Consider the following 23,668-nt stretch of genomic DNA (forward strand, 5'->3'; position numbering starts at 1 on the left):
TATGAGTACATTAGATTCCAAAGTCCCTTCAGGACCTCTAGCCGAAAAGTGGACGAAGCATAAAAACACCATTGACCTGGTCAACCCCGCCAACAAAAGGAACATCGATATCATCATCGTTGGAACCGGATTGGCAGGTGGTTCCGCAGCAGCTACTCTGGCTGAACTGGGTTACAATGTCAAGACCTTCTGCTACCAAGATTCCCCTCGACGAGCGCACTCTATCGCGGCTCAGGGTGGGGTTAACGCAGCCAAGAATTACCAAGGAGATGGAGACAGTGTCTACCGCCTCTTTTACGATACCATCAAAGGAGGGGACTACCGCTCCAGAGAAGCCAACGTACACCGCCTGGCCGAAGTATCGACCAATATCATTGACCAATGTGTCGCTCAAGGAGTGCCTTTTGCCCGTGAGTATGGAGGTCTTTTGGACAACCGTTCTTTTGGAGGAGTACTCGTTTCGCGTACCTTCTACGCCAAAGGACAGACGGGCCAGCAACTGCTTCTTGGTGCTTATGCAGCGATGAACCGTCAGATCCAAAGAGGAAAAATTAAGTCCTACACCCGTCACGAGATGCTCGACCTCGTACTCGTTGACGGCAAGGCTCGAGGGATTATCGCTCGTAACCTGGTGACAGGAGAAATCGAAAGACATTCTGCGCACGCCGTTGTTTTGGCCACTGGAGGTTACGGAAACCTCTTCTTCCTTTCTACCTACTGTATGGGAGCCAATGTGATGGCCGCATGGAAAGCGCATAAAAAGGGCGCTTATTTTGCTAACCCTTGTTTTACACAAATACACCCGACCTGTATCCCGGTTTCCGGAGACCACCAATCCAAACTGACCTTGATGTCAGAGTCTCTCAGAAATGATGGGCGTATTTGGGTTCCTGCAAAACTGGAAGATGCCCAGGCCATTCGCGAAGGCAAACTGAAGCCGACCGAGCTGGCTGAGGAGGATCGTGATTACTACCTCGAAAGAAGATACCCTGCCTTTGGTAACCTCGTTCCTCGAGATGTTGCCTCTCGTGCAGCTAAAGAGCGTTGCGATGCCGGTTTCGGTGTTAACAAAACCGGAGAAGCGGTTTATCTGGACTTCAGCTCCGCCATCATGCGTTATGGTCGCGAAAAAGCCATGACCAGCGGAATGAAAAACGCAGACGACAAAACCGTTCGCCGTTTAGGAGAAGAAATTATCGAGGCCAAATACGGAAACCTCTTCCAGATGTACGAGAAGATCGTGGATGAGAACCCGTATAAGACACCGATGAAAATATACCCTGCCGTTCACTACACCATGGGAGGTCTGTGGGTGGATTACAACCTGCAAACCACCATCCCTGGATGCTATGCAGCAGGAGAAGCCAACTTCAGTGACCATGGCGCCAACCGACTCGGGGCTAGTGCCTTGATGCAAGGATTGGCTGATGGTTACTTTGTATTGCCCTACACCATTGGAGACTACCTTTCTGATGATATCCGTACCGGGCCTATTTCGACAGAGACGCCTGAATTCGACGCCGCCGAACAAAACGTTCGCGGGCGTATCGAAAAGCTGATGTCGGCCAGTGGACAGCACAGTGTCGATTACTACCACAAGAAGCTCGGGAAAATCATGTGGAACAAATGTGGTATGTCCCGTAACGCCAAGGAACTTCAGGAAGCCATGGAAGAAATCGCCGCACTTCGCGAAGATTTCTGGCAGAATGTAAAGGTGACGGGGAAGGCCGACGGCAAGAACCAAGAACTGGAGAAAGCAGGCCGTGTGGCGGACTTTCTTGAATTAGGAGAGCTGTTTGCCAAGGATGCTTTGGAACGCAACGAATCCTGTGGAGGTCACTTCCGTGAGGAGTACCAGACCGAAGAAGGAGAAGCACTGCGTGATGACGAGAACTTCAAATACGCTGCTGCTTGGGAGTACACTGGAAATCCCAGAGAATCCAAGTTGCACAAAGAAGAATTAGTATACGAAAACATCGAGGTTAAGACCCGTTCCTATAAATAATGTTGCTATGAAATTGACGCTTAAAATTTGGCGACAACAAGACGCCAAGAGTAAAGGAAAAATGGTCAAGTATAACCTGGACAATGTCGATGAAGACATGTCGTTCTTGGAAATGCTCGACATCCTGAATGAAGGATTGATTGAAAAAGGAGAGGAACCGGTGGAATTTGATCACGATTGCCGAGAAGGTATTTGTGGTACCTGTTCACTGCAAATCAATGGTCGCCCACACGGACCAGATCGCAAGATCACGGTATGCCAGCTGCACATGCGCAGCTTCAAAAATGGCGATACTATTACCATTGAGCCCTGGAGAGCAAAAGCCTTCCCTGTCATCAAAGATTTGATCGTAGACCGTTCGGCTTTTGATCGTATTCAACAAGCAGGAGGTTATATCTCTGTGGGTACTTCTGGTAATCCGGTAGATGCTAACGCCATCCCAGTTGAGAAAGAAATGGCAGACCAGTCTTTTAACGCAGCGACCTGTATTGGATGTGGAGCTTGTGTAGCGGCTTGTAAAAACGCCAGCGCCATGCTCTTTACCTCCGCCAAGGTTTCTCAGTTCGCCCTATTGCCGCAAGGTCAAGTAGAAGCTGCAGAGCGTGTTCAAAATATGGTGAAGCAAATGGACCTGGAAGGATTTGGAAACTGCACCAATACCGGTGCATGTGAAATCGAATGTCCTAAGGGAATCTCCTTAGAAAACATCGCGCGAATGAACCGCGAGTACCTCTTTGCTTCTGTGAAGGGATAAGGAATAATAAAACATCTTCCTGACTTCAAGTCCAGGTATAAAAGTCCGCTAGCGGACTTTTTTATTTTTTAGAGGAGTTTTCTACAACATAAATAGCTTTTTCATTAGACTTACAATTCCGCTGTAAAAGCTGTTTCTGTGAATCGGTAGATTCTCCTGCGAGGCAGTTTGTTGTTTGTAGTCGGTAGTCATCGGTTTGTTGGTTTTAACAGAAGAGTAATATCCAAATAAAATTTGAATAATTCAAAAATAATTATCGAGAGAGAACAGACTGACAAAAATGTTGTCAATCCATTGATAATTGTTGCGAAAAGACCTTCTATAATTGCATTTCCGGCACCTGGTCCGGAATGTGTAATTGCCCTTCTGTTGCGGCCTGAATGTCTTCCACACTGACACCTGGGGCTCGCTCAACCAGATGGAAACCATCTTCTTCGACAGTCAGCACTGCCATATTGGTCACAACTTTCTTTACGCAACCCACCCCAGTCAATGGTAAACTGCACTTCTTCAAGAGCTTAGATTCTCCTTTTTTATTGGTGTGCATCATCGCGACAATGATGTTTTCTGCGGAGGCTACAAGGTCCATGGCCCCGCCCATTCCTTTCACCATCTTACCTGGAATTTTCCAGTTCGCGATATCACCATTTTCAGCTACCTCCATGGCGCCCAAAATAGTCAAGTGGACATGCTTACCACGAATCATCGAAAAGCTTATAGCAGAGTCGAAAAAGCTCGCTCCAGAAAGAGTAGTGATGGTTTGCTTCCCAGCGTTTATGATATCGGCATCTTCTTCCCCTTCGTAAGGAAAAGGCCCCATCCCCAAAACACCGTTCTCACTTTGAAATTCGACCTCAATATCGTCGCGAACGAAGTTGGCTACCAGGGTAGGGATTCCTATCCCCAGGTTCACATAAAAGCCATCTTGAACTTCTTGCGCGATGCGCTTAGCAATCCCGTTTTTATCTAACATGTCTTTCGATTCGATTCAAATTAAATTGGTGTACTTTTTCATTCTGCTGCTTCCAAACTAAAATGGGCAAGGAAAAAGTCAATGCCCACATTAATCCCAGGTAGTAAATCAGCACCCCTGTCAAAACAAGTTCTAGAACTCCTCCCGCAAGTAGGATCCTCCAATCTGCAACCGCATAAATATCTTTGTGATGCTTTTTTTCCTGGTGATCACAATGAGCACAAGTCGTTCCTACTTCCTCCCTTTTTAACTCACTTTTCGCGATCAAACGATTGGCATAATGGCCGTCAATAAACGATTGCTTATAAGATTTGCGGCAGGTAAAAGCCAGTCTCATAAAGCCTTTTTACGTGTCGTACGTTGTTCGATACGCTTCTCGTATTTCTCGCCTTGGAAGATGCGGTTGACAAAAATTCCAGGGATGTGAATACTGTTGGGATCCAAACCGCCAACGGGCACCAGTTGCTCGACTTCGACTACGGTTACTTTGGCTGCCCCACACATACAGGGATTGAAGTTTCTTGCAGTACCTCGAAAGATCAAGTTACCGGCCTCGTCTCCTTTCCAGGCTTTTACAAAGGCAAAATCCGCCTTGTACGCCTCTTCCAGTACGTGCATCTTACCATCAAACTCTCGGGTTTCTTTTCCTTCGGCTACTTCCGTACCATAACCCGCGGGAGTATAAAACCGGGGATCCCCGATTGGGCCGCACGACATTTCTCGGCCAGGGTACCCTGAGGAGTCAATTCCACCTCCAGTTCTCCGCTCAGCATTTGGCGCTCAAACTCATCGTTCTCGCCACATAGGAAGAAATCATTTTCTTGATCTGCTTGCCTTGCAACAAAAAGCCCAAACCAAAGTCATCGACTCCGGCATTGTTCGAAATACAAGTGAGGTCTTTGGTGCCTCGTCGCACCAACTCGGCAATCGCGTTCTCGGGGATTCCACAAAGACCGAATCCACCCAGCATCAGGGTCATTCCATCCTCTACCCCCTCCAGTGCCGATTGGGCATCCTGAACGGTTTTTGTAATCATAAGTTAAAAATCCAAGTCGTCCAGATCGCTATCGTCCAGATCGAGATCATTCTTTAAGTCTTCCAGCATCTTAGCGCAGTCCACATTAATGGTCTGGTTTTCGGGCTCGGGGAAGGCCCCTTTGGAGATGCCTAATTTCTTGTCGGCGTAATTCGCCTTCATATACAAGGCCCAGATCGGTAAGGCCATAGAGGCCCCCTGTCCGTAGGCGGAACTGTCAAAGTGCACGGAGCGGTCTTCCCCACCTACCCATACTCCGGTAACCAGGTTAGGTACCATGCCCATAAACCAACCATCACTTTGGTTCTGCGTGGTCCCTGTTTTCCCGGCAATGGGGTTCGAGAATTCATACGGATAACCGGTAATAATTTCTTTGTAGACCGTGTTTTCGACCATAGCGTTTCCGCGCAGTCTCGCTCCTGATCCGGACTGGGTTACCCCTTCCATCAGGTTCACCATGGCATAGGCCACTTCCTTACTCAGGACGTCCTTAGTCTCGGGCACATACTCATAGAGTACTGTTCCATTTTTATCTTCAATTCGGGTGACAAAAATCGGTTTTACATAGACTCCTTGGTTCGCAAAGGTCCCGTAAGCCCCAACCAATTCAAATACGTTGAAATCCGGCGTTCCCAAGGCAATGGAAGGCACCTCTGGAATCGGGTGAGTCAGCCCCATATCCTTGGCAATTTTTACCACGGAGGCGGGCCCTACCTTGTCGATTAATTGAGCGGTGACCGTGTTGACCGAACTGGCCAGTGCACGCTTAAGGGTAAAGTTTTTACCCGAGTATTTTCCGTTAGAATTTTTAGGGCACCACTCTTCAATATTACCGTATTTCAAAGGTTCAATACAGTATTGCGTGTCTGGGAATGAGTCGCATGGCGAGTAGCGCAATTGATCAATCGCCGTGGCATAAACGAAAGGCTTGAAGGTCGACCCCACCTGGCGAGCACCCTGAATAACATTGTCGTATTGGAAGTGGGTATTGTCTACCCCTCCAACCCAGGCTTTTACGTGACCGGTTTGGGGTTCCATACTCATCATGGCAGCTCTTAAAAAGGTCTTGTAGTACCGAATAGAATCCAAAGGCGTCATGGTCGTGTCTTTATCGTAAGAATCCGAGTTGTAATCGAACACCGTCATCTTGGTCGCCTTACGGAACGAAGCTCGGATTTCTTTTTCAGACTTGCCTTCGCGTTTCATCGCTCTCCAGCGAGCCGAATTTTTCATGGCTCTCTCCAGAATATTGTCGATTTGATGCTGCTCCAGATCTGTAAAGGGAGCCGTTGCATTTCTTTGCTTGGTATTCTGCACAAAAAACTCAGCCTGCAAGCGCTTCATATGTTCTTGAACAGCGACCTCAGCATTCTTTTGTAGACGGCTGTCGATGGTAGTATAGACGGTTAAGCCGTCGTTATAGATATTGTATTTGCTTCCATCATCCTTGGGATTCTTGTCTACCCATTCCTTCAACCAACGTTGCAAATAAGTTCTAAAATAAGTGGCTAAACCTTCGCGGTGGCTTTCTGGATTGAAGTTGATTTTCATGGGCAGAGCCTTGAGAGAATCCGCCTGTTCCTGGGTGATTTTCTCGTATTTCGCCATTTGATTCAGCACCGTATTACGGCGATTGAAGACCAATTCTTCCCGGCGGATGGGATTGTAGTAGGAAGAGTTTTTCAGCATCCCAACCAAAACCGCTGATTCCTCCATGCGCAGATCCTGGGGTTCTTTTCCGAAATAGATACGGGCAGCGGAACGAATCCCGTCAGCGTTGTAGTTGTAATCGTAAATATTGAGATACATGGCGATGATCTCCTCTTTGGTGTAGCTTCTTTCGAGGCGAACCGCGATCACCCACTCTTTGATCTTTTGGATGATGGCTCCCTGTTTGTCCGGAGCACGAGGTCCGATAAAAAGCTGGCGTGAAAGCTGCTGAGAAATGGTACTCGCCCCTCCTTTCTTGCCCAGATAAGCGACTGCACGAGCAAAACCTCGGGCATCAATCCCAGCGTGGTTGTAATAACGAGCGTCTTCCGTTGCAATCAAAGCGTCTACAATATTCTCCGGTAACTCCTCGTAAGATATTGGCGTCCGGTTATCACTCAAATAGAGCTTGGCCAGGGTCTCCCCATCTGCCGACAAGATCTCGGTGGCCAAGTTAGTCTGTGGATTTTCGAGTTGCTCAAACTCCGGCATATCTCCAAATACTCCGGCCGAGGCCATCATGAATACCGATGCCACCCCCAAGGCGATCACTAGAAAAGTGATCCAAAAAATCTTGATGTACTTCCAATAACTTGCGGCGTCATTCCAGACAATTCCCATAATTCCAGGATTTTAGGTTTAATCCAATCGCTCTAATTCGATTCCCAAATCGGTTACTCCAGACAATACCTCGAGGCCTTCAACAACCCCGTTTTCTCGCATAGCGTGAGTAACCTTTAAGTTATATACGCCAGATTCGGGAAAAACGATGTTTTCGCGGAACCAAAGTCTACTTTCTTTAAGTCCTCCCCGTCCTTCGCCCAACCATTCTCCATTGGGTTTGGCCATGGCGTACTCTAAAGTATCGACTGCAGTCTCCCCGCTAGGGCCTCTGAATGTAGTAATTAAAAACAGGTTACTAAAGGGATAGGCCTCGTTATTCCTCAAATTGATGTAGATATTGTGCACGTTGAGGGTGTCTTGAACATCCAGATCAAAGCTCAGCGTATCGGTTCGTTGCCACTGGGCATCCTCCAAGGCGGAGTATTCTGAATACACCAATTGATCTGTACAAGAAAAGCACAAGCACAGAATACCTAATAACACTAGTTTACTTCTCACTCTTTTGATTTTTGGGGGATCGTGATCGGGGGTTACGCCCTTTTCTTTTTCGGTTCCTCTTTCTCGGTTTGTCAAAACGGTTCAGGCTGTCTTGACCCACCACATTTTCAAAAACCAGTTTTTCTTCGGTTTTGAGTTCGGCCACATACTCTTCCAAGCTGGCCACACTTTTGTTCTTTTTATTCGCCGCCATGATTTCCTGCACCTGGGCTTTGGTCAAGGCAAACCAATTAGCGGAGTCATTTTTATAGGAAAACCACAAGGTCTCTTTGAAGATGTCGGCTTTTTGACAAAAGGCAATCCCTTTTTCGGTTTTGAGTTTGGCGTCTTGTGGAGGAAAATCCTTGAGCGCTTCGAGGTAGGTATCCAATTCGTAATTCAGGCAACACTTGAGCTTTCCGCACTGGCCGGCGAGTTTTTGCGGATTCAAAGCCAACTGCTGGTATCGCGCTGAAGCGGTGCTTACAGAGCGAAAATCACTGAGCCAGGTCGAACAACAGAGTTCTCGGCCGCAGGAACCAACCCCTCCTAACCGCTGGGCCTCTTGACGGTAACCGATTTGACGCATCTCGATACGAATGCCAAAGGCCTTGGCCATATCCTTGATCAGCTGACGAAAATCAACCCGATCTTCGCCGTGTAGTAAAAGGTAGCCTTGGACCGTCTCCCTGAAATTCAACGTCGCTGATCTTCATTTGAAGACCCAATGAGATGGCGATCTCTCGGGATCTCTTTTTAATCTCCTCTTCGCGATCACGGCATTTTTCCCAGACCTCAATGTCTCGACTACTAGCCTTCCGGTAAATTTTAAAGTGGGTTTGGTCTTCCGGATCGGATTTCTTCTTCTTCATCTGAATGCGGACCAGTTCCCCGGTCAGGGTCACCATCCCAATGTCATGGCCCGATTTGGCCTGGGTAGCCACGACATCCCCAACCTGTAAAGGCATATTTTCCGTATTGCGGTAAAACTCCTTACGGCTGTTCTTGAAGCGCACTTCGACCATGTCAAAAGGCTTCTGATCTCCAGGAAGTTTCATGTTGGAAAGCCAGTCGAAAACAGTGAGTTTATTGCAGCCATCAGTGCCGCAGGTACCGTTGTTCTTGCACCCTTTTACCTTACCATCTTTACTGCTTGAGCAGCTGCTACACCCCATGCATTCAGTCTATCGATTCATTATACCACCCGTAAAGATAGCATAATTCACCACGGGTCACCAAGCGCTATTTCTTAAACTTAAGGGCTTCTGAACGGCCCTTTTTAAAGATCTTATTGCTGTAGACCTTTCCCTTGCGCAGTGCTTTCTGTTCTTCGTAGGGCAGCGCATGAACCTCTTTGCATTCTTCGCTGCAACAAGCGTCCATTTTGGCCTTGCAGTCGTCGCACTGAATAAACAGCAGGTGACAGGCGTCATTGGCACAATTCACGTGGGTATCACAGGGCGCGCCACACTGGTGGCATTGGGCAATCACCTCATCCGAAATGCGTTCTGCACGTCTTTCGTCAAAGACAAAATTCTTCCCGATGAATTTATTTTCAAGGCCTTGATCTCGCACCTGTCGGGTGTATTCTATGATCCCTCCTTCCAATTGATAAACCTGCTTAAATCCTTTGTGCTTGTAGTAAGCGCTGGCTTTTTCGCAGCGAATACCTCCGGTGCAGTACATGACCAGTTTTTTGTCTTCTTTGTGTTCCTTGAGTTGATCCTCAATAATGTCCAAAGAATCCCGAAAGGTATCGACATCCGGGGTGACTGCTTTTTGAAAATGCCCAATTTCACTTTCGTAGTGATTGCGCATATCGACGACCACAGAATCCGGATCATCAATAAGCTTATTGAACTCTTCGGCCGAGACGTGGACTCCCTTTTTGGTGACATCAAAGGAAGAGTCGTTCAAGCCGTCCGCCACGATTTTGTCACGGACCTTGACCTTGAGTTTTAGGAACGATTTGTTGTCTTGTTCGATGGCGATATTCAGACGGATACCATTCAAAAAAGTAATGCTATCCAGGTGCTCCTTAAAGGCGTCAAATTGGATTCTCGGAACCGAGAGTTGGGCGTTAATTCCTTCCTTAGCGACGTAAATTCTACCGAGAACGTCGAGCTCGTCCCATTTCAGAAATAAGTGGTTTCGAAGAATTTGTGGATTTCCGATGTGGGCGTACTGGTAAAAAGAAATGGTCAGGCGGTCTTCCCCTGATGCTTCAATAAGCACTTCTCTCTCCCGAGCACTTAAGGTGTTGTACAGTTGCATGCTATACTTGATTAGGTGCTAAAAGATTCAATTCAAATGTGGGGCAAATGTAGTATTTCGGTGGAGGCAAACAAAAAAAACCCGCCAAATGGCGGGCTTACAACCCCTTGATTTTCTTTTTCATAGGTAAAGCTAATGGGCTGTGTGTTCCTTCTGCAGTTTATATAAATGATCGTTGTTACTTAAAAGAGTCTTGTTAATTAAAAAGGTTGCGTACTGCAATGGAAAAGCAAAAGAAACCCATACTTTTGAAAACTAATATTTCGAGATATGAGTACGGAGAATGAAGCCAAATTAAAAGCCTTAAAACTAACCCTAGACAAGCTGGATAAGACCTACGGAAAAGGAGCAGTGATGAAGTTAGGCGATACGGTCATTGAAGAGGTAGATGTGATTCCATCTGGATCTTTAGGGCTAGACACAGCGCTGGGTGTAGGCGGGTACCCCAAAGGAAGAGTAATCGAAATATACGGACCGGAATCCTCGGGTAAAACAACCTTGACTCTGCACGCCATTGCGGAAGCACAAAAACAAGGGGGTATCGCTGCATTCATTGATGCAGAGCACGCTTTTGATCGTTTTTATGCCGAAAAGCTGGGGGTTGATATTGACAATCTGATCATTTCACAACCCGATCACGGAGAACAAGCCCTGGAAATTGCAGATAACCTAATTCGCTCAGGTGCAATTGACTTGGTCGTTATCGATTCTGTGGCGGCTTTAACACCAAAAAGTGAAATTGAAGGCGAAATGGGAGACTCGAAAGTAGGTTTACACGCCCGCTTGATGTCTCAGGCTTTGAGAAAGCTTACCGGTACGATTAGCAAAACGCATTGTACAGTGATTTTCATCAACCAATTGCGCGAAAAAATTGGGGTTATGTTCGGGAATCCGGAGACTACAACAGGAGGTAACGCCTTAAAATTCTATTCTTCTGTTCGTCTGGATATTCGTCGTTCTACACAGATTAAAGATACGGATGGTACCGTTCAAGGAAACAAGACCCGTGTGAAGGTGGTCAAGAACAAAGTGGCCCCTCCATTCAAAACGGCCGAGTTCGATATCATGTACGGTGAAGGTGTATCCAAAGTGGGAGAAATACTCGATTTGGGTGTCGCGTATGAGATTGTCAAAAAGAGTGGATCCTGGTTCAGTTATGGAGACACTAAACTCGGACAAGGTAGAGACGCTGTCAAAACCATTCTTTTGGACAACCCTGAACTCTCTGAGGAGATCGAATCCAAAATTCGAGAAGCCATTCATACGGTAAAAAGCTAATATCCGTCCATAAACAGCTGAATATCGGTAAAGAACGCAACCCATTGCGTTCTTTTTCATCTATATTAGTGCTTTAAAGGAATTCTATGAATAAGATGAGCCATCTCTCGTGGATAATCGTCTTTCTTTTGGGTTTGAGCTTTTATGGATGCGAAATTGAGTCAGGGGAAACCTTTCATTTCACACCACTTGCTATAACAGCAGCCGATCTTCCGGAAGAATTTGTCATTAACCAGGTGTACGACATACCGGTTACCTTGGTTATCCCTGACGGCTGCACCTCGTTTGAAGGTTTTACTTCCAGCATTGGAATTAACAACACCCGCACAGTGGAGGCTATTGGTATCGTTCAAACGGTCGATGTCTGTACCCAAGCTATTCGGACGGTTGAACACTCTTTTCAACTCCCCATCGAATTCATCGACACCTATAATTTTCGATTTTACAGTGGGCAATCAGAATCTGGCGAAGCAACGTATTTAGAGTATTCTATACCTGTCGTCAGTGAAAGTAGCACACCTTAAAATACTAACGACCAACGGCTTGCATCTGGAAGAACTCATATCCCAGTGTCAAAAGGGGCAGCGTGCTGCTCAGGAAGCCCTATACAAAGAATATTCGCCGGTATTGTTTGGGCTTTGTTTAAAGTATTCGCCTAACCGCTCTGAAGCGGAAGACAATTTGCACGACAGTTTTATGACCATCTTCGAAAAGATAGACCAGTTCGGGTTTAAAGGGTCTTTTGAAGGTTGGCTCAAACGCATCACCGTCAATACCGTATTACAGAAATACCGCAAGTCCAATCACCTGAATGTGATTCACGATAATATCCCCGAAGAAGAGGAATGGAGCAGAGAACCGGAGCAGATTTCTCTATCGCAACTCCTATCCTACATACAGGAACTACCGCACAAATACAGACTGACTTTCAGCTTATATGTGCTCGATGGCTATTCGCATAAAGAAATCAGCGAACTGCTGGGGACGACAACCGGAACCTCCAAATCCAATTTGGCAAGGGCCCGGATGATATTGAAAAATAAAATTGAAAAGAATAATATAAACATCGCTTAAAGAATCACTTATGGAAGACAAGGATTTGGACAAGCTGTTTCAAGACAAATTCGAGGGTATAGAAGCCCCACCCGATCCCCAGGTTTGGGACCGGATCGCTTCTTCCTTGGATGAGAAAAAGAAAAAGAAACGCGTCGTACCGTTTTGGTGGCTCTCTGCTGGAGCTGCCGCTGTTTTGCTGCTCAGTCTTTGGTTGGGTGGAGTATTTAGTTCAGAGCCCCAAGGCCCTGTACTTCCCGAAATTGTCAATGAAGACCTGAAAGAGGATCCTAAACAAGAAGATCAACGTTCAATCACACAAGAACAAGATATTCAAGAAACTACTCCCCTTGCTGAGGAGCAAAAGCAAGAAGATCTTCCGGTGAATTCTGCTCCAAAAACTCGTTTTGTTCTGCCAACTTCCGGGCAACAAATTCAAAACAAAAGACAGGACTTGGCTCAGCAGAATTCCGTTTCTCCTAAAAAAGCGCTCGTACCAGACAAGGAGCGCATTGAACGGCTACTCGAAGAAAAGAACAGCCAAGTCACTAGCGCTGAGCAAATGACAAGCGAAAAAGGGACCGAGAAAAACGCTGAAGTCACAGCAAACATTTCAGACCAGTCCTCCAGCGCTAACACCACAACCGTAGCTGATAATAATTCCACCCCTCCAGTAGAAGAAAATCCGAAGAAGGATCTCTTTGAGGTGATTAAAGAACAAGAAGCCTTGGCTGAATTGGAGGAAGACTCCTCTAAAAAGTGGAGTTTGAATGCCGCAGTGGCACCCGTTTACTACAACACGCTTGGAGAAGGCTCCCCGATACACAGCAACTTTGCCACCAATAGCAAATCAGGAGAAATCAACATGAGTTACGGTATGAACTTGGCCTATTCTGTGAATAAAAAATTCAAGATCAGATCGGGTGTACACCGGGTTGATTTGGGATATACGACCAATGACATCGCCTTTTCTTCTTCCCTGAGCAGTTCTACGAGCGATATGATCGAAAATATCGACTACGGAGATAATGCCGTAAATCTGGTGGTCACCTCAACGGCCCGAGGAGGGGCGGCATTGGATGTAGCATCAAGCGATATTGTCGCAGACAGTCCTGCTCGTAATGGTCAAATGAGGCAGCAAATCCGTTACTTGGAAATTCCCGTTGAGATGCAGTACCGCTTTATCGACAAGAAGTTCTCGCTTGACTTGATCGGTGGTTTCAGCTCCCTGATGTTAATCGATAACCAAGTGAGTCTTTCTTCCGAAGGCCGGGTAACGACTATGGGAGAAGCCAACAATGTGAACCCCTTTAATTTCAGCACCAACCTCGGAGTAGGCCTGGGTTATCAATTGGGTGAACAATGGAGTCTCTCTGTAGAGCCGCTCTTCAAGTACCAATTGAACACCTTCGATGGGGAAGCAGGGAACTTTCAGCCTTATAGTTTTGGGGTATACAGCGGGATTAACTTCCGTTTTTAAACTTCTTCCAAAGCTGCTCTTCCTGTAATTCTTGAAGTAGAATTCCGCGAAAATGATCGGGGGCATCTTCGAGTTGTTTCAACTCTTCAGAAGTTGTTCCCGGAAGTTGAAGAACCCGCAATGGTCCCGGTCCGCCTTTAAAATAACTCCAAGAAAAGCGCTGTTTGCAGTCGTAGAATACCATGGGCGCAATGTCCATTCCGTGTTGGGCCGCCATGCGAAAGGCACCTGATTTGAAACGATCCAGTGCTACACTTTCGTCCGGAACACCCCCCTCGGGGAAAATACAGACGTGTAACCCGCGCTCAAGACGCTCCTGTACTGCTCTGTATACCTCAGCCTTGCTTTGGGCATTTCCTCTATCCACTAAAATACAGACCCTTCGGTAAAAGAATCCAAAGACAGGAATCTTTTCGAGCTCCTTTTTTCCAACAAAGACAAAAGGTTCAGGGCACGCCCGAAGCATCAACATAATATCCAACATACTGGTGTGGTTGGCGATGATCATTTGAGGGGGTTTGGACTTCCAACCGTCCATCCGATGGATCCGAGGTGGGCAGCCCATGCCGTAAAGAATAAAACGAGCCCAGATGGAACGTGCCAACCAATAAAAGAAGGAATAGGTCCTGGGGGACAAGACACTAAACAGCAAAAATGGAAACATTATACCGATCGGTATGGCTGCTAACACATAAAACCATACCCGGTATAGAATGTAGAAAGGGGCCAACAGCAGACGCACGAGCAAAAATGAGCGTATCCCTTTATTTTTCACTTCCTCTGGCATAGCCCGAAAGTATAAATTTTGTAATTATGCAAGGTTAAAATCCTTTTTATTCATGGCTCGAATCCTCACCGGAATTCAAAGTACAGGTACTCCGCACTTAGGAAACATCCTGGGCGCAATTTTACCCGCCATTGCAATGGCCAATAAGCCCGAAAATGACTCCTTTCTGTTTATTGCAGACATGCACTCCCTGACCCAGATCAAAGATGGGGCGCAATTACGCGAAAACACCTACGCCACCGCTGCCACCTGGCTGGCTTTTGGCCTGAATGTGAATAAAACCATTTTTTACCGCCAAAGCGATGTGCCCGAAGTAACGGAACTCGCCTGGTACCTCAGCTGCTTTTTCCCTTACCAGCGCATGACCCTGGCACACTCCTTTAAGGATAAAGCTGATCGCCTCGAAGATGTGAATACGGGCCTGTTTACCTACCCCATGCTGATGGCTGCCGATATTTTACTCTACGATGCCGAAATCGTGCCGGTAGGAAAGGACCAGTTGCAGCATTTAGAAATGACCCGGGATGTGGCCAACCGATTCCACAACCAACTGGGAGAAACCTTCGTGGTGCCCGAGGCTCAGATGCAAGAAAACACCATGTACGTCCCCGGAACAGACGGGGCCAAGATGAGTAAGAGTAAATCCAACATCATCAACCTCTTCCAGCCCGACAAAAAATTACGCAAGCAAATCATGGGTATTGTTACCGACAGCACACCCATGGAGGACCCAAAAGACCCGGAAACCGACAATGTGTTTGCACTCTACAAGATTCTGGGCAGTCCCGAACAAGTGGAGGAAATGCGTCAAAACTACCTCGGAGGAAATTACGGTTACGGACATGCCAAACAGGCTCTTTACGAACTCCTACTCGAAAAATTCGGAGAGGCCCGTGAAAGGTTCGACCACTACATGGCCAACCCTGCAGAAATGGATGAAGCCCTGGCCGAAGGTGCCGCTCGGGCACGTCAAGTGGCCCAAGAAGTGTTGCAACGGGTTCGCACCAAAGTCGGTTATTAGGTCAACACCAATAAATTACCGGGTTCGGTACGGATTTTACCGGCCAATTCCAGCCGCAAAATCCACTCCATTAACTGCCCATTCGAGAGCAATAAGTGCTTTTGGACGTTTTCCGGCGTCATTTTCCCGTTCTTCTGCAAGCATAACAAGATAGACTGTTCTGTTACAAGGGTTTGTATTTTCCCTTGAGCTCCTGCACCCTTTTCCGTTGGATTGTGGTCCAAAAATCCGCTATCCGGTCGCTCCCATTTCAAAAAATCAATCAAATCCTGGGGTTCAGAAATCAATTGTGCCTTGTGATCCCGAATGAGTTCCAAACAGCCCTTGTTTTGAGGATCTGTGGTTCTGCCCGGAACCGCATAAACCTCTCGGTGATAGCCGAAGGCCAAGTCTGCTGTGATCAAACTCCCCCCGGTACTCGCCGATTGAATAACCAGTGTCGCTGAAGACAAACCAGCAATGATTCGATTGCGCCGAACAAAATGTGAAGGAATGGGTCTTTCTTCCCTCCAAAACTCCGTTACCAAGGCGCCTTGTTTCACCACCTTTTTCCGAAAGCCCGTATGAACTGCCGGATAGGTTGCGCCTAGCCCGTGAGCCAAGCAGGCTACGGTCGCCAAGCCGGCCTCTACAGCAGCCATTTGCACCGTAATATCGATCCCCTCGGCAAATCCAGAAACCAGGGTTGGACGGTAGGCTTTAAGATCCTCGATCAAAGCCTTACAAAAAGCAGCTCCGTAGGGCGTCATTCGACGTGTGCCGACCACACTAAGGGTGTTCGAGGCCGCGAGACTGGCCTCCCCCTCCACAAAAAGCACCAAGGGTGGATCGGGAATTTCGGTTAAGCGCCGAGGATAACCAGCTTGCCCATACCCAAAAAGGGTATACCCTCGGTCTTGGGCTTCTTTAAACTCTGTTTCTGCCCTTCTTCTGGGGCCATCTTGCCTGAGTATTTCGGCCCATGGGGGCACCGAATGCCGAGCGCTTCTTGCCCAACAAATGGCATCCCAGGCCGAGCCAAATTTTTCAATGAGTTGTTTTCCTCTCACCGAACCAATTCCCTTACTGCTTTGAAATTGCAGCAGAGAAACAGTCTCTTTCTCCTTCATTATCAACGTCTTAAGCCCTCAAATTACACAAAATCGATCATTGTATAACTATTAACTAATTATTCTGATTCATTTTCTATTTTTTGAGATATTTGTAGTGATGCAAATGGAAAGTCACATCCAGGAACTCTTGTTTAAGCACAGCTGTATCGTCGTGCCTGGATTTGGTGCGTTTATGGCGCACACCGCGCCAGCCGCCCACGACACAGGAGCGAATCAATTGCATCCTCCCAAAAAAACCTTGAGTTTTCACCCGCGCTTGAACCACGACGATGGTTTGCTCGTGCAGCACCTCCTCAAAGGAAAAGTCAGCAGCTCAGCAGAAGCCAAGGAGCAGATCCAAGCCACTGTAGAGGAGTGGAAATCCACTTTAGAAAGTGGTAACGCCTTGTTTTTAGAGGGGTTGGGAAGCCTCAAGAAAAGTGCTTTAGAACGCATTGAGTTCGAAGCAGAAGTTCACAGCAATTACTTGCCTTCTTCTTTTGGGCTTTCGGCCATTGAAGTCTTGCCAAAAAACCAGGCTAAGGCGGCACCCGTTCATGAGAGTAACGAAAGAAGCTTTCAGTTAACCACCGCAGAAGAAATTGAAGAAGATGAAGCCGGTATCTTGCCTTGGCTGAAGTACGCTTCTATGATCCTTTTATTGATTTCGGTCACTTTGACAGCCTTCTATTTCTACAACCAGGATCAGAAGAAGAACCGCCTTGCGCAACAAGAGGCCAATGATGCTATTGCCAACTACGTTCAGCAAGAGACTTTTTACGAGTCGTCCTTGATTGAATTGCCTCCAGTGGAAGTCAAGGTAGAAAAGTTCCACGTGATGGCCGGGGCCTTCCGCATTCAGGAAAATGCGACCCGTAAAATCGCCGAGCTTCGAGCGAAGGGTTACGATTCCCAGTACCTTGGTAAAAACCAATACAACCTCCACCAGGTTACTTATGGAGGTTTTGAAAATCCGAAAGACGCGAAAAAGTTTCTTTCCCTTATCCAAGAGAGCGAAAACGCAGATGCTTGGATTCTTGCCAAAAACCAATAAACGCTAGTCCATCCCGGACCTAGCCGCTATCTTTACCCCCAAAATACACAGCATGAAGGCCAAGTCGCCCAGTCAATCTCGTACCGTCATGACCGACCTCGTTCTGCCGAGCGAAACCAATCCTCTGAACAACTTATTTGGAGGGGAATTGTTGGCCCGTATGGACCGTGCGGCCAGTATTTCGGCCAGACGTCACAGTCGACGCATAACCGTTACGGCTTCCGTAAACCACGTTGCCTTCAACCACAGTATTCCTTTAGGCAGTGTTGTAACCGTAGAAGCGTCCGTTTCTCGAGCTTTTAGATCCTCCATGGAGATCTTTATAGATGTGTGGATAGAAGACCGTTTCAGCGGCGAAAAAACCAAGGCAAACGAAGCGATATACACCTTCGTCGCCGTCGACGAGACCGGGAAGCCTACCGAAGTGCCCCCAATAGTTCCTGAAACCGAACTGGAACAAGCGCGTTACGACGCAGCTTTGAGAAGAAAGCAACTCAGCTTAGTCCTCGCCGGCAAAATGAAGCCCGAAGACGCGACCGAACTCAAAGCCCTTTTTACCGATTAGTTTTAGCGTATATACAGCCTGATCCCTACACTGGGAATGAAGTAATCCACCCGCTTAAAAAAATCCTCCATACCTGGGGCCGTTTTGATATTCATCCAAACCCGGATCAATAAGCCGTGAGCATAAGGCAGCCTAGACTGGCTTCTCCCAAAACAGCGCAGTAGTAAGGGGGCTTGTCCTGGGCACAGGTACATCCCGTCGCTAGGAGCACCCCTAAAACCAGATGCTGTATATTCTCACTAATCCATTGCATAGCGGTAAGTTTGGTTAGCATCGGGGCTAAGGGTTACACTTCCTTCTTCCTGCACTGCCCTATTGATTCGGAAAAATTGGATCTCAAAGTAGCTCCCTTCCCGGGTTGTGAATTCTAAGCTTGCTGAGGGTTCACCCGGTAAAAGCCGAAAGAAGTCGGTCATTTGATCACTCGCGAAGCATATCGAATACTGACCTCCAAGGCATCTCCTGTAAAAACGGGACGGCTTCCTCGTGCCTCCAGGCTTGTCATTCTATCCCTTCCTTGACCATCCAGACTCGTGAGACCTAAGACATCAAAAAAGGTCTCCTGTCGAAAGCTTTCTCTTTCTCATCACTTAAAAATCAAAGTTATCCGGATCCGGACCAAAGCGTTTTCCGCGGTTTAAGCCGTCTAGAATAGCTACATCCTCTGCGGATAACTCAAAATCAAAAAGGTCCGCATTGCTTATAATGCGTTCTTTTTTCACCGACTTGGGGATGGTCACGACCCCCTTTTGTAAATCCCATCGCAAAACGATTTGGGCGATACTCTTTCCGTATTTATCAGCCATTTCACGCATGACTTCTAATTGGAAAATATGGCCTTGCATCAAAGGAGACCAGGCTTCGTATTGGATCGATTTTGAGGCGCAGAAATCCAAGAGTTCTTGCTGCACCAAGTAAGGGTGAAATTCCATCTGGTTGACCATGGGCACCACTTCGGCTTCCGTCAGTAAATCTTCTAACTGATGTTGCAGAAAATTACTGACTCCAATAGCCCGTACCCGCCCTTCGGCATAGATTTTTTCGAGAGCCTTCCACGTCTCCTTGTACTTTCCCTTCGTAGGCCAGTGAATCAGGTAGAGATCCAGGTATTCCAGTCCCAGTCGTTTCAAACTCTCGTCATAGGCACGCAGGGTACTTTCAAAGCCCTGGTCAGCATTCCACACTTTGCTCACAATAAATTGATCGTCTCGGGAAATTCCGGAATGGCGCAGGCCTTCACCTACCCCTTCTTCATTTTTATAAATTGAGGCGGTATCGATATGGCGGTAACCGGCTTCTAAAGCCCATTCTACCGCTTGAATAACTTCTTTTCCGTTTTCTGAGAGGTAGACGCCTAAGCCCAAATAAGGCATTTTGACGCCATTGTGCAGTTGGAAACTTCCGTCCAGGGTAGTAATTGCAGACATGGCCGTGTTGTGTTCTAGGTCACAACAAGATAGCAACTACAGGCGATAAATCCAGTTCTCCGGATTCAATTTTTTCAGGTTCTTGTAGAGGTAAAATTTGAGCTTGGTACTCCCCTGCCCATTGGTGTAGATATCTCCCAAAATGGTCTTTGAGGTCACCTTATCTCCCTTTTCGACATACACCTTCGAGAGGTTGTAGTAAAACGAAATGTAGTTCCCGTGACGCACGTAGACCCCTTTACGGCCTAGCTTACTGGTCATCACGGTCATCACCTCGCCTTCAAAAATAGCCCGGGCCTGCTCGCCCTTTGCCGTACTGATGGTGACCCCGCTGTTGTTGTGCTGGAGAGATGGATAGACCTTGTCCTGGTATAGTCCAAAACCTTCGCTTTTCACTCCTTTCTCGACCGGCCAAATCAATTTGCCGCGGTTGGATTCAAAATTGTTCGCTAACACCTTGGCTTCCGGGGTCAACACAAAGGAATTGCCACTGGCTCCGGACTCCTTGTTGGCCCGCGCGATTTCGAGGCGAATCAATTTGTTGATTTCGGCATCGATTTGACGCGCATCTTTCCTCTTTTTCGCCAATTGACTGGAATAGCGTGATTCGTTTGATTTGATGCTCTTTAATAAGGCCTTTTGAGATTGCAAGTCCTCCGTCAGGCTCTCTTTGGCCTCTTTGTTTTCGTCAATAAGGCGATTTTTGTCTTTTCGTTGAATAATGAGGTCCTTGTTCACCTCAGCGAGGCGCTTGGTTTTGGATTGAATCTCTTGCCCCTGTTTTTTACGGTACTTGGTGTACTGCTTCATGTACTGCCAACGCTTGTAGGCCTGTTGAAAGCTCTCCGAAGAAAGCACGAACATCAAACGGTTCTGTTGCGCTCTGTTCTGGTAGGATTTATGAATCATCCCCGCATAATCCTTTTTCAGATTCCCGAGATCTTGCCGCAGCCGACTCACTTCCCGAATATTGCTGTTGATTCGGCGGTTGATCAGGTTAGACTGCTGTTGGGTAAGGCGCAATAGTTTTTGCTGAGAGCTGATTTTTTGATCGATGGCCTGCATCTGTTCCATCACATTGCCCTTCTGCTTTTTCTCTGTGAGCAGGAGCTCATTGATGCGTTTGATATCTTGTTGCAACTTGGCTCTTTCAGCCTCCAGAGCCTTCTGTTCCTTGGATTGGGCGTTCAGGGACAGGGTGCCCACTAAGGCGAGCCCCAGAATAAAATGCTTGAAGAAATGCGTTTTAAACGTGCCCATGAACCGAGTTCTTTCCGTGAAATTACTGAATCAGTTTGTATCCTTTCGGTATTCGGTAAGGAAAACTCAATTTGCGATCGAATTCCATTTGCCGATAATCCAGATCGATTATACTGTTGTTGTCTGGCAAACTGGCTTTGACCAAAACCTTTTCGGGCAGTACGCGCTCCCCTACTTTTTGGTAGCGGTAACCCACTTCAAAAGACTGTCCTGCTCGGGAACGATAGACCTGCTGAGAAGCGATCTTGAAGGTGGCCGGATCAATCAAAATGAGTAGATCGAATAAAAAGTCTTGCTTTTTGGGCTCCAATCGGTACTGTTTGCCCAGAATATCCGAAGTAAAACGGCGACGGTCCAATTCGACGATCGATTGGCCTAACAACAGGTTCTGAACCTGATCAAATTCAAGCTCGACCCCGATCATTCTCTCCAGATAGGCGAAATCACCCTCGAAGTACTCTTTCTCGAGTTTATTGTAAAAACTGATCCGTTCTGGGGTTAGGTAAGCCTTAAACATGCCGAGGGGGGCACTGATCCAAATCGCCTTGTCCTTTTCCATGCGAAAGCTCAAACTGGTCCCTTGCTTGGACGCCCCGTTGTCGTATTCCACTTTGATCCTCCCTCTCAAGGTTTTAAAGTTGAGGGCTCCTTCGTTGTGGTTGCGCACCAATGCCTTGGTGGTAATCGGTTTTATCTCGGCCTCCGAAATGACTTTCCGAGAACTCGAACAGGCCGAAAAGACCAAGAGAACAAAAAGGCCTGTAATTTTGTAAATACGCATGCTTGCCTTAATTGGGATTATTCTCGTTCAACTTCTTCTGGTAGTACTTCAACTTTTCCGGCTCTCCCAACAGCTCGTAAGCTTCGGCAAGCGCTTGGTAAATAAATAGGCTTAACTGCCCTTCCTCCAACAAATAATCCAGGCTTTCCTCCAAGATCGTGGTCGCCTCTTTCGCTTTGCCTTGTTTCAATAAGGCCCATCCCTTGTAATAGTAAAAGTCGGGCTGAAGAGGGTAATTCTCATTGGCCTCCGTACTCTCTTTGTACAGACGACTGAACTCCCCTTCTTGTTGCAAGGTCCTCAGGTTTTTTTTGATCTGATCTACCGGGTTCTCTGCATCATCCTGCTTCTTTGCTTCTACAGAAGTGCTTTTAGGTTGCTTAAGGGCCTCCGTAAGGGCTCTTGTCATTGGATCTCCTTTCGCCTTGGCTTCTTCTAAATCAGCGCTAAGTTGAGAATAGTTATTTGGGCTTTTGATCCTCTTGAAAAAACCGGAAGCTTCGTCATAACGGTTTCTTTTTAAACTGATCCTAGCCATATTGGACCAAAACACATCGTTCTGAAAACTGAGATCTTCACCCTGACGAGCGATACTTCCTTCTCCCAAGCGATACTGGTAGTACCAATAGGTGTCCGTATACCAGTAATTGTCAGGTTCCATACGAACTGCTTTTGCCGCGTACGGGAACCCCAAAGCAAATTGGCGATCCAACCGATAAATCCGAGCCATCTCGTGATAGACCGCTGATTGATCTGGCTGGAGCTGTATGCACTTTTGGAGGTAATTGATCGCACGGTCGTAGTTCTTGATTCCTTTTTGCTGGAGGGCCGAGAAAAAAGCCTCTTGAAATTCATCCGAGTATTCCTCGAGGTAGACAGAAGCATCTTCCTCCTCCTGAGCAAATATACCGATCGGAATAACAAAAACACCCACGAACAACAGGCTGTTAACGCAAGGTTTTACAGCTTTTATAATGTTCGGTATTTTTTTCGTTTTTATCACTACTTCAATTCGCTATAGTCCCCCAGACTCACACTATGGAACTCCCCATTATAAGTAACGTGATTTCCGATCATTGCGTCTTTAAGCTTTGCATTTTCGATTACGGAATGACTTTGGATCAAACTGTTTTCGATTACTGAATCTACAATTTTAGTGCCAGGTCCGACCGAAACATAGGGGCCTATCGTACTGCCTTTAATCTCTGCGCCTTCCCCAATAAAGCAAGGCGGAATAATCTGAGAACCTGCATCGCTAGCAGAACGCTCACTCACCAACGGCTCCCCTTCTTTCTCCAGAAAGCCCAACATGCGTTGGTTAGTCTCCACAGTAACGGCTTTGTTTCCGCAATCCATCCAATGATCCACCTGCCCGGTCACAAAACGTCTTCCGGCGGCCATCATTCGCTTAATTCCATCATTGATCTGGTATTCCCCGCCATTGACGATATCGTTGTCTAGAACGTACTGGAGCTCGTCCTTGAGTACGCTGACGTCTTTGAAGTAGTAGATTCCGATGACGGCCTTATCCGAAACAAACTCGGTGGGCTTTTCAACCAATTCTACGATGTCTCCCGCTTCGTTCAAGTTTACGACACCATAAGCCTCAGGGTTTTCGACCTGCTTAACCCAAATCACACTATCGGCCTCTCGATCCAATTGAAAATCAGCGGATCAGGGTATCGGCGTAGGCGATTACAGCCGGGCCGCTCAACGAAGGCTTAGCGCTCATAATCGCGTGTCCGGTCCCTAAAGGCTCGTCCTGTCGGTATATACTGGCTTTGGCCCCTAACTCTCCGGCCAATTTTGGAGGCTTTCGACCACGTCCTCTCCAAAAAGGCGGGATCCCCCAAGATAAAGGCTACTTCTTCAATGGGATCGCCTAGCACCTTGGCGATGTCCTTGACCAAGCGATGAACAATGGGCATCCCAGCGACGGGAACCAGAGGCTTGGGCACAGTTAAGGTGTGGGGTCTGAGGCGCGAACCTCGACCGGCCATGGGTACAATTATTTTCAT

The 23,668-nt window shown here is 47.2% G+C and carries 21 protein-coding genes and 3 pseudogenes; 9 read left to right on the top strand and 15 right to left on the bottom strand.

The window, feature by feature from the left end; translation table 11 throughout:
• Position 1 precedes the first annotated feature (1 nt).
• Together BST99_RS11105 and BST99_RS11110 are read left to right on the top strand one after the other, a co-directional pair.
• Positions 2–2,005 carry a fumarate reductase/succinate dehydrogenase flavoprotein subunit gene (locus BST99_RS11105; protein WP_105001870.1) on the top strand — a complete coding sequence of 668 codons (2,004 nt, stop codon included), beginning with the start codon at positions 2–4 and terminating at the stop codon, positions 2,003–2,005.
• Positions 2,006–2,012: 7 nt separating this feature from the next.
• Complete coding sequence (locus BST99_RS11110) at positions 2,013–2,759, top strand: succinate dehydrogenase/fumarate reductase iron-sulfur subunit (RefSeq protein ID WP_105001871.1); 747 nt, start codon at positions 2,013–2,015, stop codon at positions 2,757–2,759.
• A gap of 319 nt (positions 2,760–3,078) precedes the next feature.
• Here BST99_RS11110 and BST99_RS11115 read toward each other — a convergent pair whose 3' ends face one another.
• The 7 genes and pseudogenes from BST99_RS11115 to trhO all read right to left on the bottom strand — a co-directional run bounded on the left by BST99_RS11115 (position 3,079) and on the right by trhO (position 9,853).
• Entirely contained in the window at positions 3,079–3,732 is a 654-nt protein-coding gene (locus tag BST99_RS11115) for a 3-oxoacid CoA-transferase subunit B (protein ID WP_105001872.1), read from the bottom strand.
• The gene (locus BST99_RS11120) at positions 3,722–4,069 is read right to left on the bottom strand and encodes a hypothetical protein (protein WP_105001873.1); all 348 of its coding nucleotides are present in this window, start codon (positions 4,067–4,069) and stop codon (positions 3,722–3,724) included. Before BST99_RS11120 ends, BST99_RS11115 begins: the two co-directional genes overlap by 11 nt.
• A pseudogene (locus BST99_RS11125) lies at positions 4,066–4,768 on the bottom strand (CoA transferase subunit A). Before BST99_RS11125 ends, BST99_RS11120 begins: the two are co-directional and overlap by 4 nt.
• Before the next feature lie 3 nt (positions 4,769–4,771).
• A complete protein-coding gene (locus BST99_RS11130; protein ID WP_105001874.1) occupies positions 4,772–7,099 on the bottom strand; it encodes a penicillin-binding protein 1A in 2,328 nt (775 codons plus the stop codon).
• 18 nt (positions 7,100–7,117) lie between these two features.
• On the bottom strand, positions 7,118–7,600 hold the full coding sequence (locus BST99_RS11135; protein ID WP_105001875.1) for a gliding motility lipoprotein GldH: 483 nt from the start codon (positions 7,598–7,600) through the stop codon (positions 7,118–7,120).
• A pseudogene (locus tag BST99_RS11140) lies at positions 7,590–8,754 on the bottom strand (PSP1 domain-containing protein). Before BST99_RS11140 ends, BST99_RS11135 begins: the two are co-directional and overlap by 11 nt.
• Positions 8,755–8,821: 67 nt before the next feature.
• Positions 8,822–9,853, bottom strand: coding sequence for an oxygen-dependent tRNA uridine(34) hydroxylase TrhO (gene trhO, locus BST99_RS11145; protein WP_105001876.1), 1,032 nt, complete (start codon positions 9,851–9,853; stop codon positions 8,822–8,824).
• A gap of 270 nt (positions 9,854–10,123) precedes the next feature.
• On the opposite strand from trhO, the gene recA reads away from it, so the two are divergent.
• The 4 genes from recA to BST99_RS11165 all read left to right on the top strand — a co-directional run bounded on the left by recA (position 10,124) and on the right by BST99_RS11165 (position 13,664).
• Positions 10,124–11,131 carry a recombinase RecA gene (recA, locus tag BST99_RS11150; protein WP_105001877.1) on the top strand — a complete coding sequence of 336 codons (1,008 nt, stop codon included), beginning with the start codon at positions 10,124–10,126 and terminating at the stop codon, positions 11,129–11,131.
• A gap of 95 nt (positions 11,132–11,226) precedes the next feature.
• Positions 11,227–11,655 carry a hypothetical protein gene (locus BST99_RS11155; RefSeq protein ID WP_146106281.1) on the top strand — a complete coding sequence of 143 codons (429 nt, stop codon included), beginning with the start codon at positions 11,227–11,229 and terminating at the stop codon, positions 11,653–11,655.
• 19 nt (positions 11,656–11,674) lie between these two features.
• Entirely contained in the window at positions 11,675–12,205 is a 531-nt protein-coding gene (locus tag BST99_RS11160; protein ID WP_105002502.1) for an RNA polymerase sigma factor, read from the top strand.
• Positions 12,206–12,215: 10 nt separating this feature from the next.
• Entirely contained in the window at positions 12,216–13,664 is a 1,449-nt protein-coding gene (locus BST99_RS11165; protein WP_105001879.1) for an outer membrane beta-barrel protein, read from the top strand.
• Here the strand turns inward: BST99_RS11165 and BST99_RS11170 are convergent.
• Positions 13,648–14,451, bottom strand: a complete 804-nt coding sequence (locus BST99_RS11170; protein ID WP_105001880.1) for a lysophospholipid acyltransferase family protein — start codon at positions 14,449–14,451, stop codon at positions 13,648–13,650. The two genes, BST99_RS11165 and BST99_RS11170, sit on opposite strands and share 17 nt — an antisense overlap.
• A 52-nt stretch (positions 14,452–14,503) precedes the next feature.
• Between BST99_RS11170 and trpS the strand changes: the two genes are divergently transcribed.
• Complete coding sequence (gene trpS, locus BST99_RS11175; RefSeq protein ID WP_105001881.1) at positions 14,504–15,472, top strand: tryptophan--tRNA ligase; 969 nt, start codon at positions 14,504–14,506, stop codon at positions 15,470–15,472.
• On the opposite strand, the gene dprA is transcribed toward trpS, so the two are convergent.
• Complete coding sequence (gene dprA / locus BST99_RS11180) at positions 15,469–16,581, bottom strand: DNA-processing protein DprA (protein WP_105001882.1); 1,113 nt, start codon at positions 16,579–16,581, stop codon at positions 15,469–15,471. The two genes, trpS and dprA, sit on opposite strands and share 4 nt — an antisense overlap.
• A gap of 106 nt (positions 16,582–16,687) precedes the next feature.
• On the opposite strand from dprA, the gene BST99_RS11185 reads away from it, so the two are divergent.
• Both BST99_RS11185 and BST99_RS11190 read left to right on the top strand, forming a co-directional pair.
• Positions 16,688–17,617: an HU domain-containing protein gene (locus BST99_RS11185; protein ID WP_181044213.1), complete on the top strand. Its 930-nt coding sequence runs from the start codon at positions 16,688–16,690 to the stop codon at positions 17,615–17,617.
• A gap of 52 nt (positions 17,618–17,669) precedes the next feature.
• Positions 17,670–18,182, top strand: coding sequence for an acyl-CoA thioesterase (locus BST99_RS11190; RefSeq protein ID WP_105001884.1), 513 nt, complete (start codon positions 17,670–17,672; stop codon positions 18,180–18,182).
• A gap of 106 nt (positions 18,183–18,288) precedes the next feature.
• Here BST99_RS11190 and BST99_RS14390 read toward each other — a convergent pair whose 3' ends face one another.
• From BST99_RS14390 to BST99_RS11215, 6 genes and pseudogenes are all read right to left on the bottom strand, one after another.
• Positions 18,289–18,435, bottom strand: a complete 147-nt coding sequence (locus tag BST99_RS14390; RefSeq protein WP_181044214.1) for a hypothetical protein — start codon at positions 18,433–18,435, stop codon at positions 18,289–18,291.
• 337 nt (positions 18,436–18,772) lie between these two features.
• Complete coding sequence (locus BST99_RS11195) at positions 18,773–19,609, bottom strand: aldo/keto reductase (RefSeq protein WP_105001885.1); 837 nt, start codon at positions 19,607–19,609, stop codon at positions 18,773–18,775.
• A 36-nt stretch (positions 19,610–19,645) separates the two neighbouring features.
• Positions 19,646–20,869: a murein hydrolase activator EnvC family protein gene (locus tag BST99_RS11200; protein ID WP_105001886.1), complete on the bottom strand. Its 1,224-nt coding sequence runs from the start codon at positions 20,867–20,869 to the stop codon at positions 19,646–19,648.
• Positions 20,870–20,891: 22 nt separating this feature from the next.
• A complete protein-coding gene (locus BST99_RS11205; protein WP_105001887.1) occupies positions 20,892–21,650 on the bottom strand; it encodes a DUF4292 domain-containing protein in 759 nt (252 codons plus the stop codon).
• 7 nt (positions 21,651–21,657) lie between these two features.
• Complete coding sequence (locus tag BST99_RS11210; RefSeq protein ID WP_105001888.1) at positions 21,658–22,584, bottom strand: tetratricopeptide repeat protein; 927 nt, start codon at positions 22,582–22,584, stop codon at positions 21,658–21,660.
• A 68-nt stretch (positions 22,585–22,652) separates the two neighbouring features.
• Positions 22,653–23,668 (bottom strand): annotated as a pseudogene (locus tag BST99_RS11215) (sugar phosphate nucleotidyltransferase).

It is taken from the genome of Aureicoccus marinus, assembly GCF_002954325.1.
Taxonomy (GTDB): domain Bacteria; phylum Bacteroidota; class Bacteroidia; order Flavobacteriales; family Flavobacteriaceae; genus Aureicoccus; species Aureicoccus marinus.

Excerpts from the sequence above, each read along its gene's own strand:
- BST99_RS11105 (WP_105001870.1), top strand. The coding sequence starts at position 2 with ATGAGTACATTAGATTCCAAAGTCCCTTCAGGACCTCTAGCCGAAAAG.
- BST99_RS11110 (WP_105001871.1), top strand. The coding sequence starts at position 2,013 with ATGAAATTGACGCTTAAAATTTGGCGACAACAAGACGCCAAGAGTAAA.
- BST99_RS11115 (WP_105001872.1), bottom strand. The coding sequence starts at position 3,732 with ATGTTAGATAAAAACGGGATTGCTAAGCGCATCGCGCAAGAAGTTCAA.
- BST99_RS11120 (WP_105001873.1), bottom strand. The coding sequence starts at position 4,069 with ATGAGACTGGCTTTTACCTGCCGCAAATCTTATAAGCAATCGTTTATT.
- BST99_RS11130 (WP_105001874.1), bottom strand. The coding sequence starts at position 7,099 with ATGGGAATTGTCTGGAATGACGCCGCAAGTTATTGGAAGTACATCAAG.
- trhO (WP_105001876.1), bottom strand. The coding sequence starts at position 9,853 with ATGCAACTGTACAACACCTTAAGTGCTCGGGAGAGAGAAGTGCTTATT.
- recA (WP_105001877.1), top strand. The coding sequence starts at position 10,124 with ATGAGTACGGAGAATGAAGCCAAATTAAAAGCCTTAAAACTAACCCTA.
- BST99_RS11155 (WP_146106281.1), top strand. The coding sequence starts at position 11,227 with ATGAGCCATCTCTCGTGGATAATCGTCTTTCTTTTGGGTTTGAGCTTT.
- BST99_RS11165 (WP_105001879.1), top strand. The coding sequence starts at position 12,216 with ATGGAAGACAAGGATTTGGACAAGCTGTTTCAAGACAAATTCGAGGGT.
- BST99_RS11170 (WP_105001880.1), bottom strand. The coding sequence starts at position 14,451 with ATGCCAGAGGAAGTGAAAAATAAAGGGATACGCTCATTTTTGCTCGTG.
- trpS (WP_105001881.1), top strand. The coding sequence starts at position 14,504 with ATGGCTCGAATCCTCACCGGAATTCAAAGTACAGGTACTCCGCACTTA.
- dprA (WP_105001882.1), bottom strand. The coding sequence starts at position 16,581 with ATGAAGGAGAAAGAGACTGTTTCTCTGCTGCAATTTCAAAGCAGTAAG.
- BST99_RS11185 (WP_181044213.1), top strand. The coding sequence starts at position 16,688 with ATGGAAAGTCACATCCAGGAACTCTTGTTTAAGCACAGCTGTATCGTC.
- BST99_RS11190 (WP_105001884.1), top strand. The coding sequence starts at position 17,670 with ATGAAGGCCAAGTCGCCCAGTCAATCTCGTACCGTCATGACCGACCTC.
- BST99_RS14390 (WP_181044214.1), bottom strand. The coding sequence starts at position 18,435 with ATGCAATGGATTAGTGAGAATATACAGCATCTGGTTTTAGGGGTGCTC.
- BST99_RS11195 (WP_105001885.1), bottom strand. The coding sequence starts at position 19,609 with ATGTCTGCAATTACTACCCTGGACGGAAGTTTCCAACTGCACAATGGC.
- BST99_RS11200 (WP_105001886.1), bottom strand. The coding sequence starts at position 20,869 with ATGGGCACGTTTAAAACGCATTTCTTCAAGCATTTTATTCTGGGGCTC.
- BST99_RS11205 (WP_105001887.1), bottom strand. The coding sequence starts at position 21,650 with ATGCGTATTTACAAAATTACAGGCCTTTTTGTTCTCTTGGTCTTTTCG.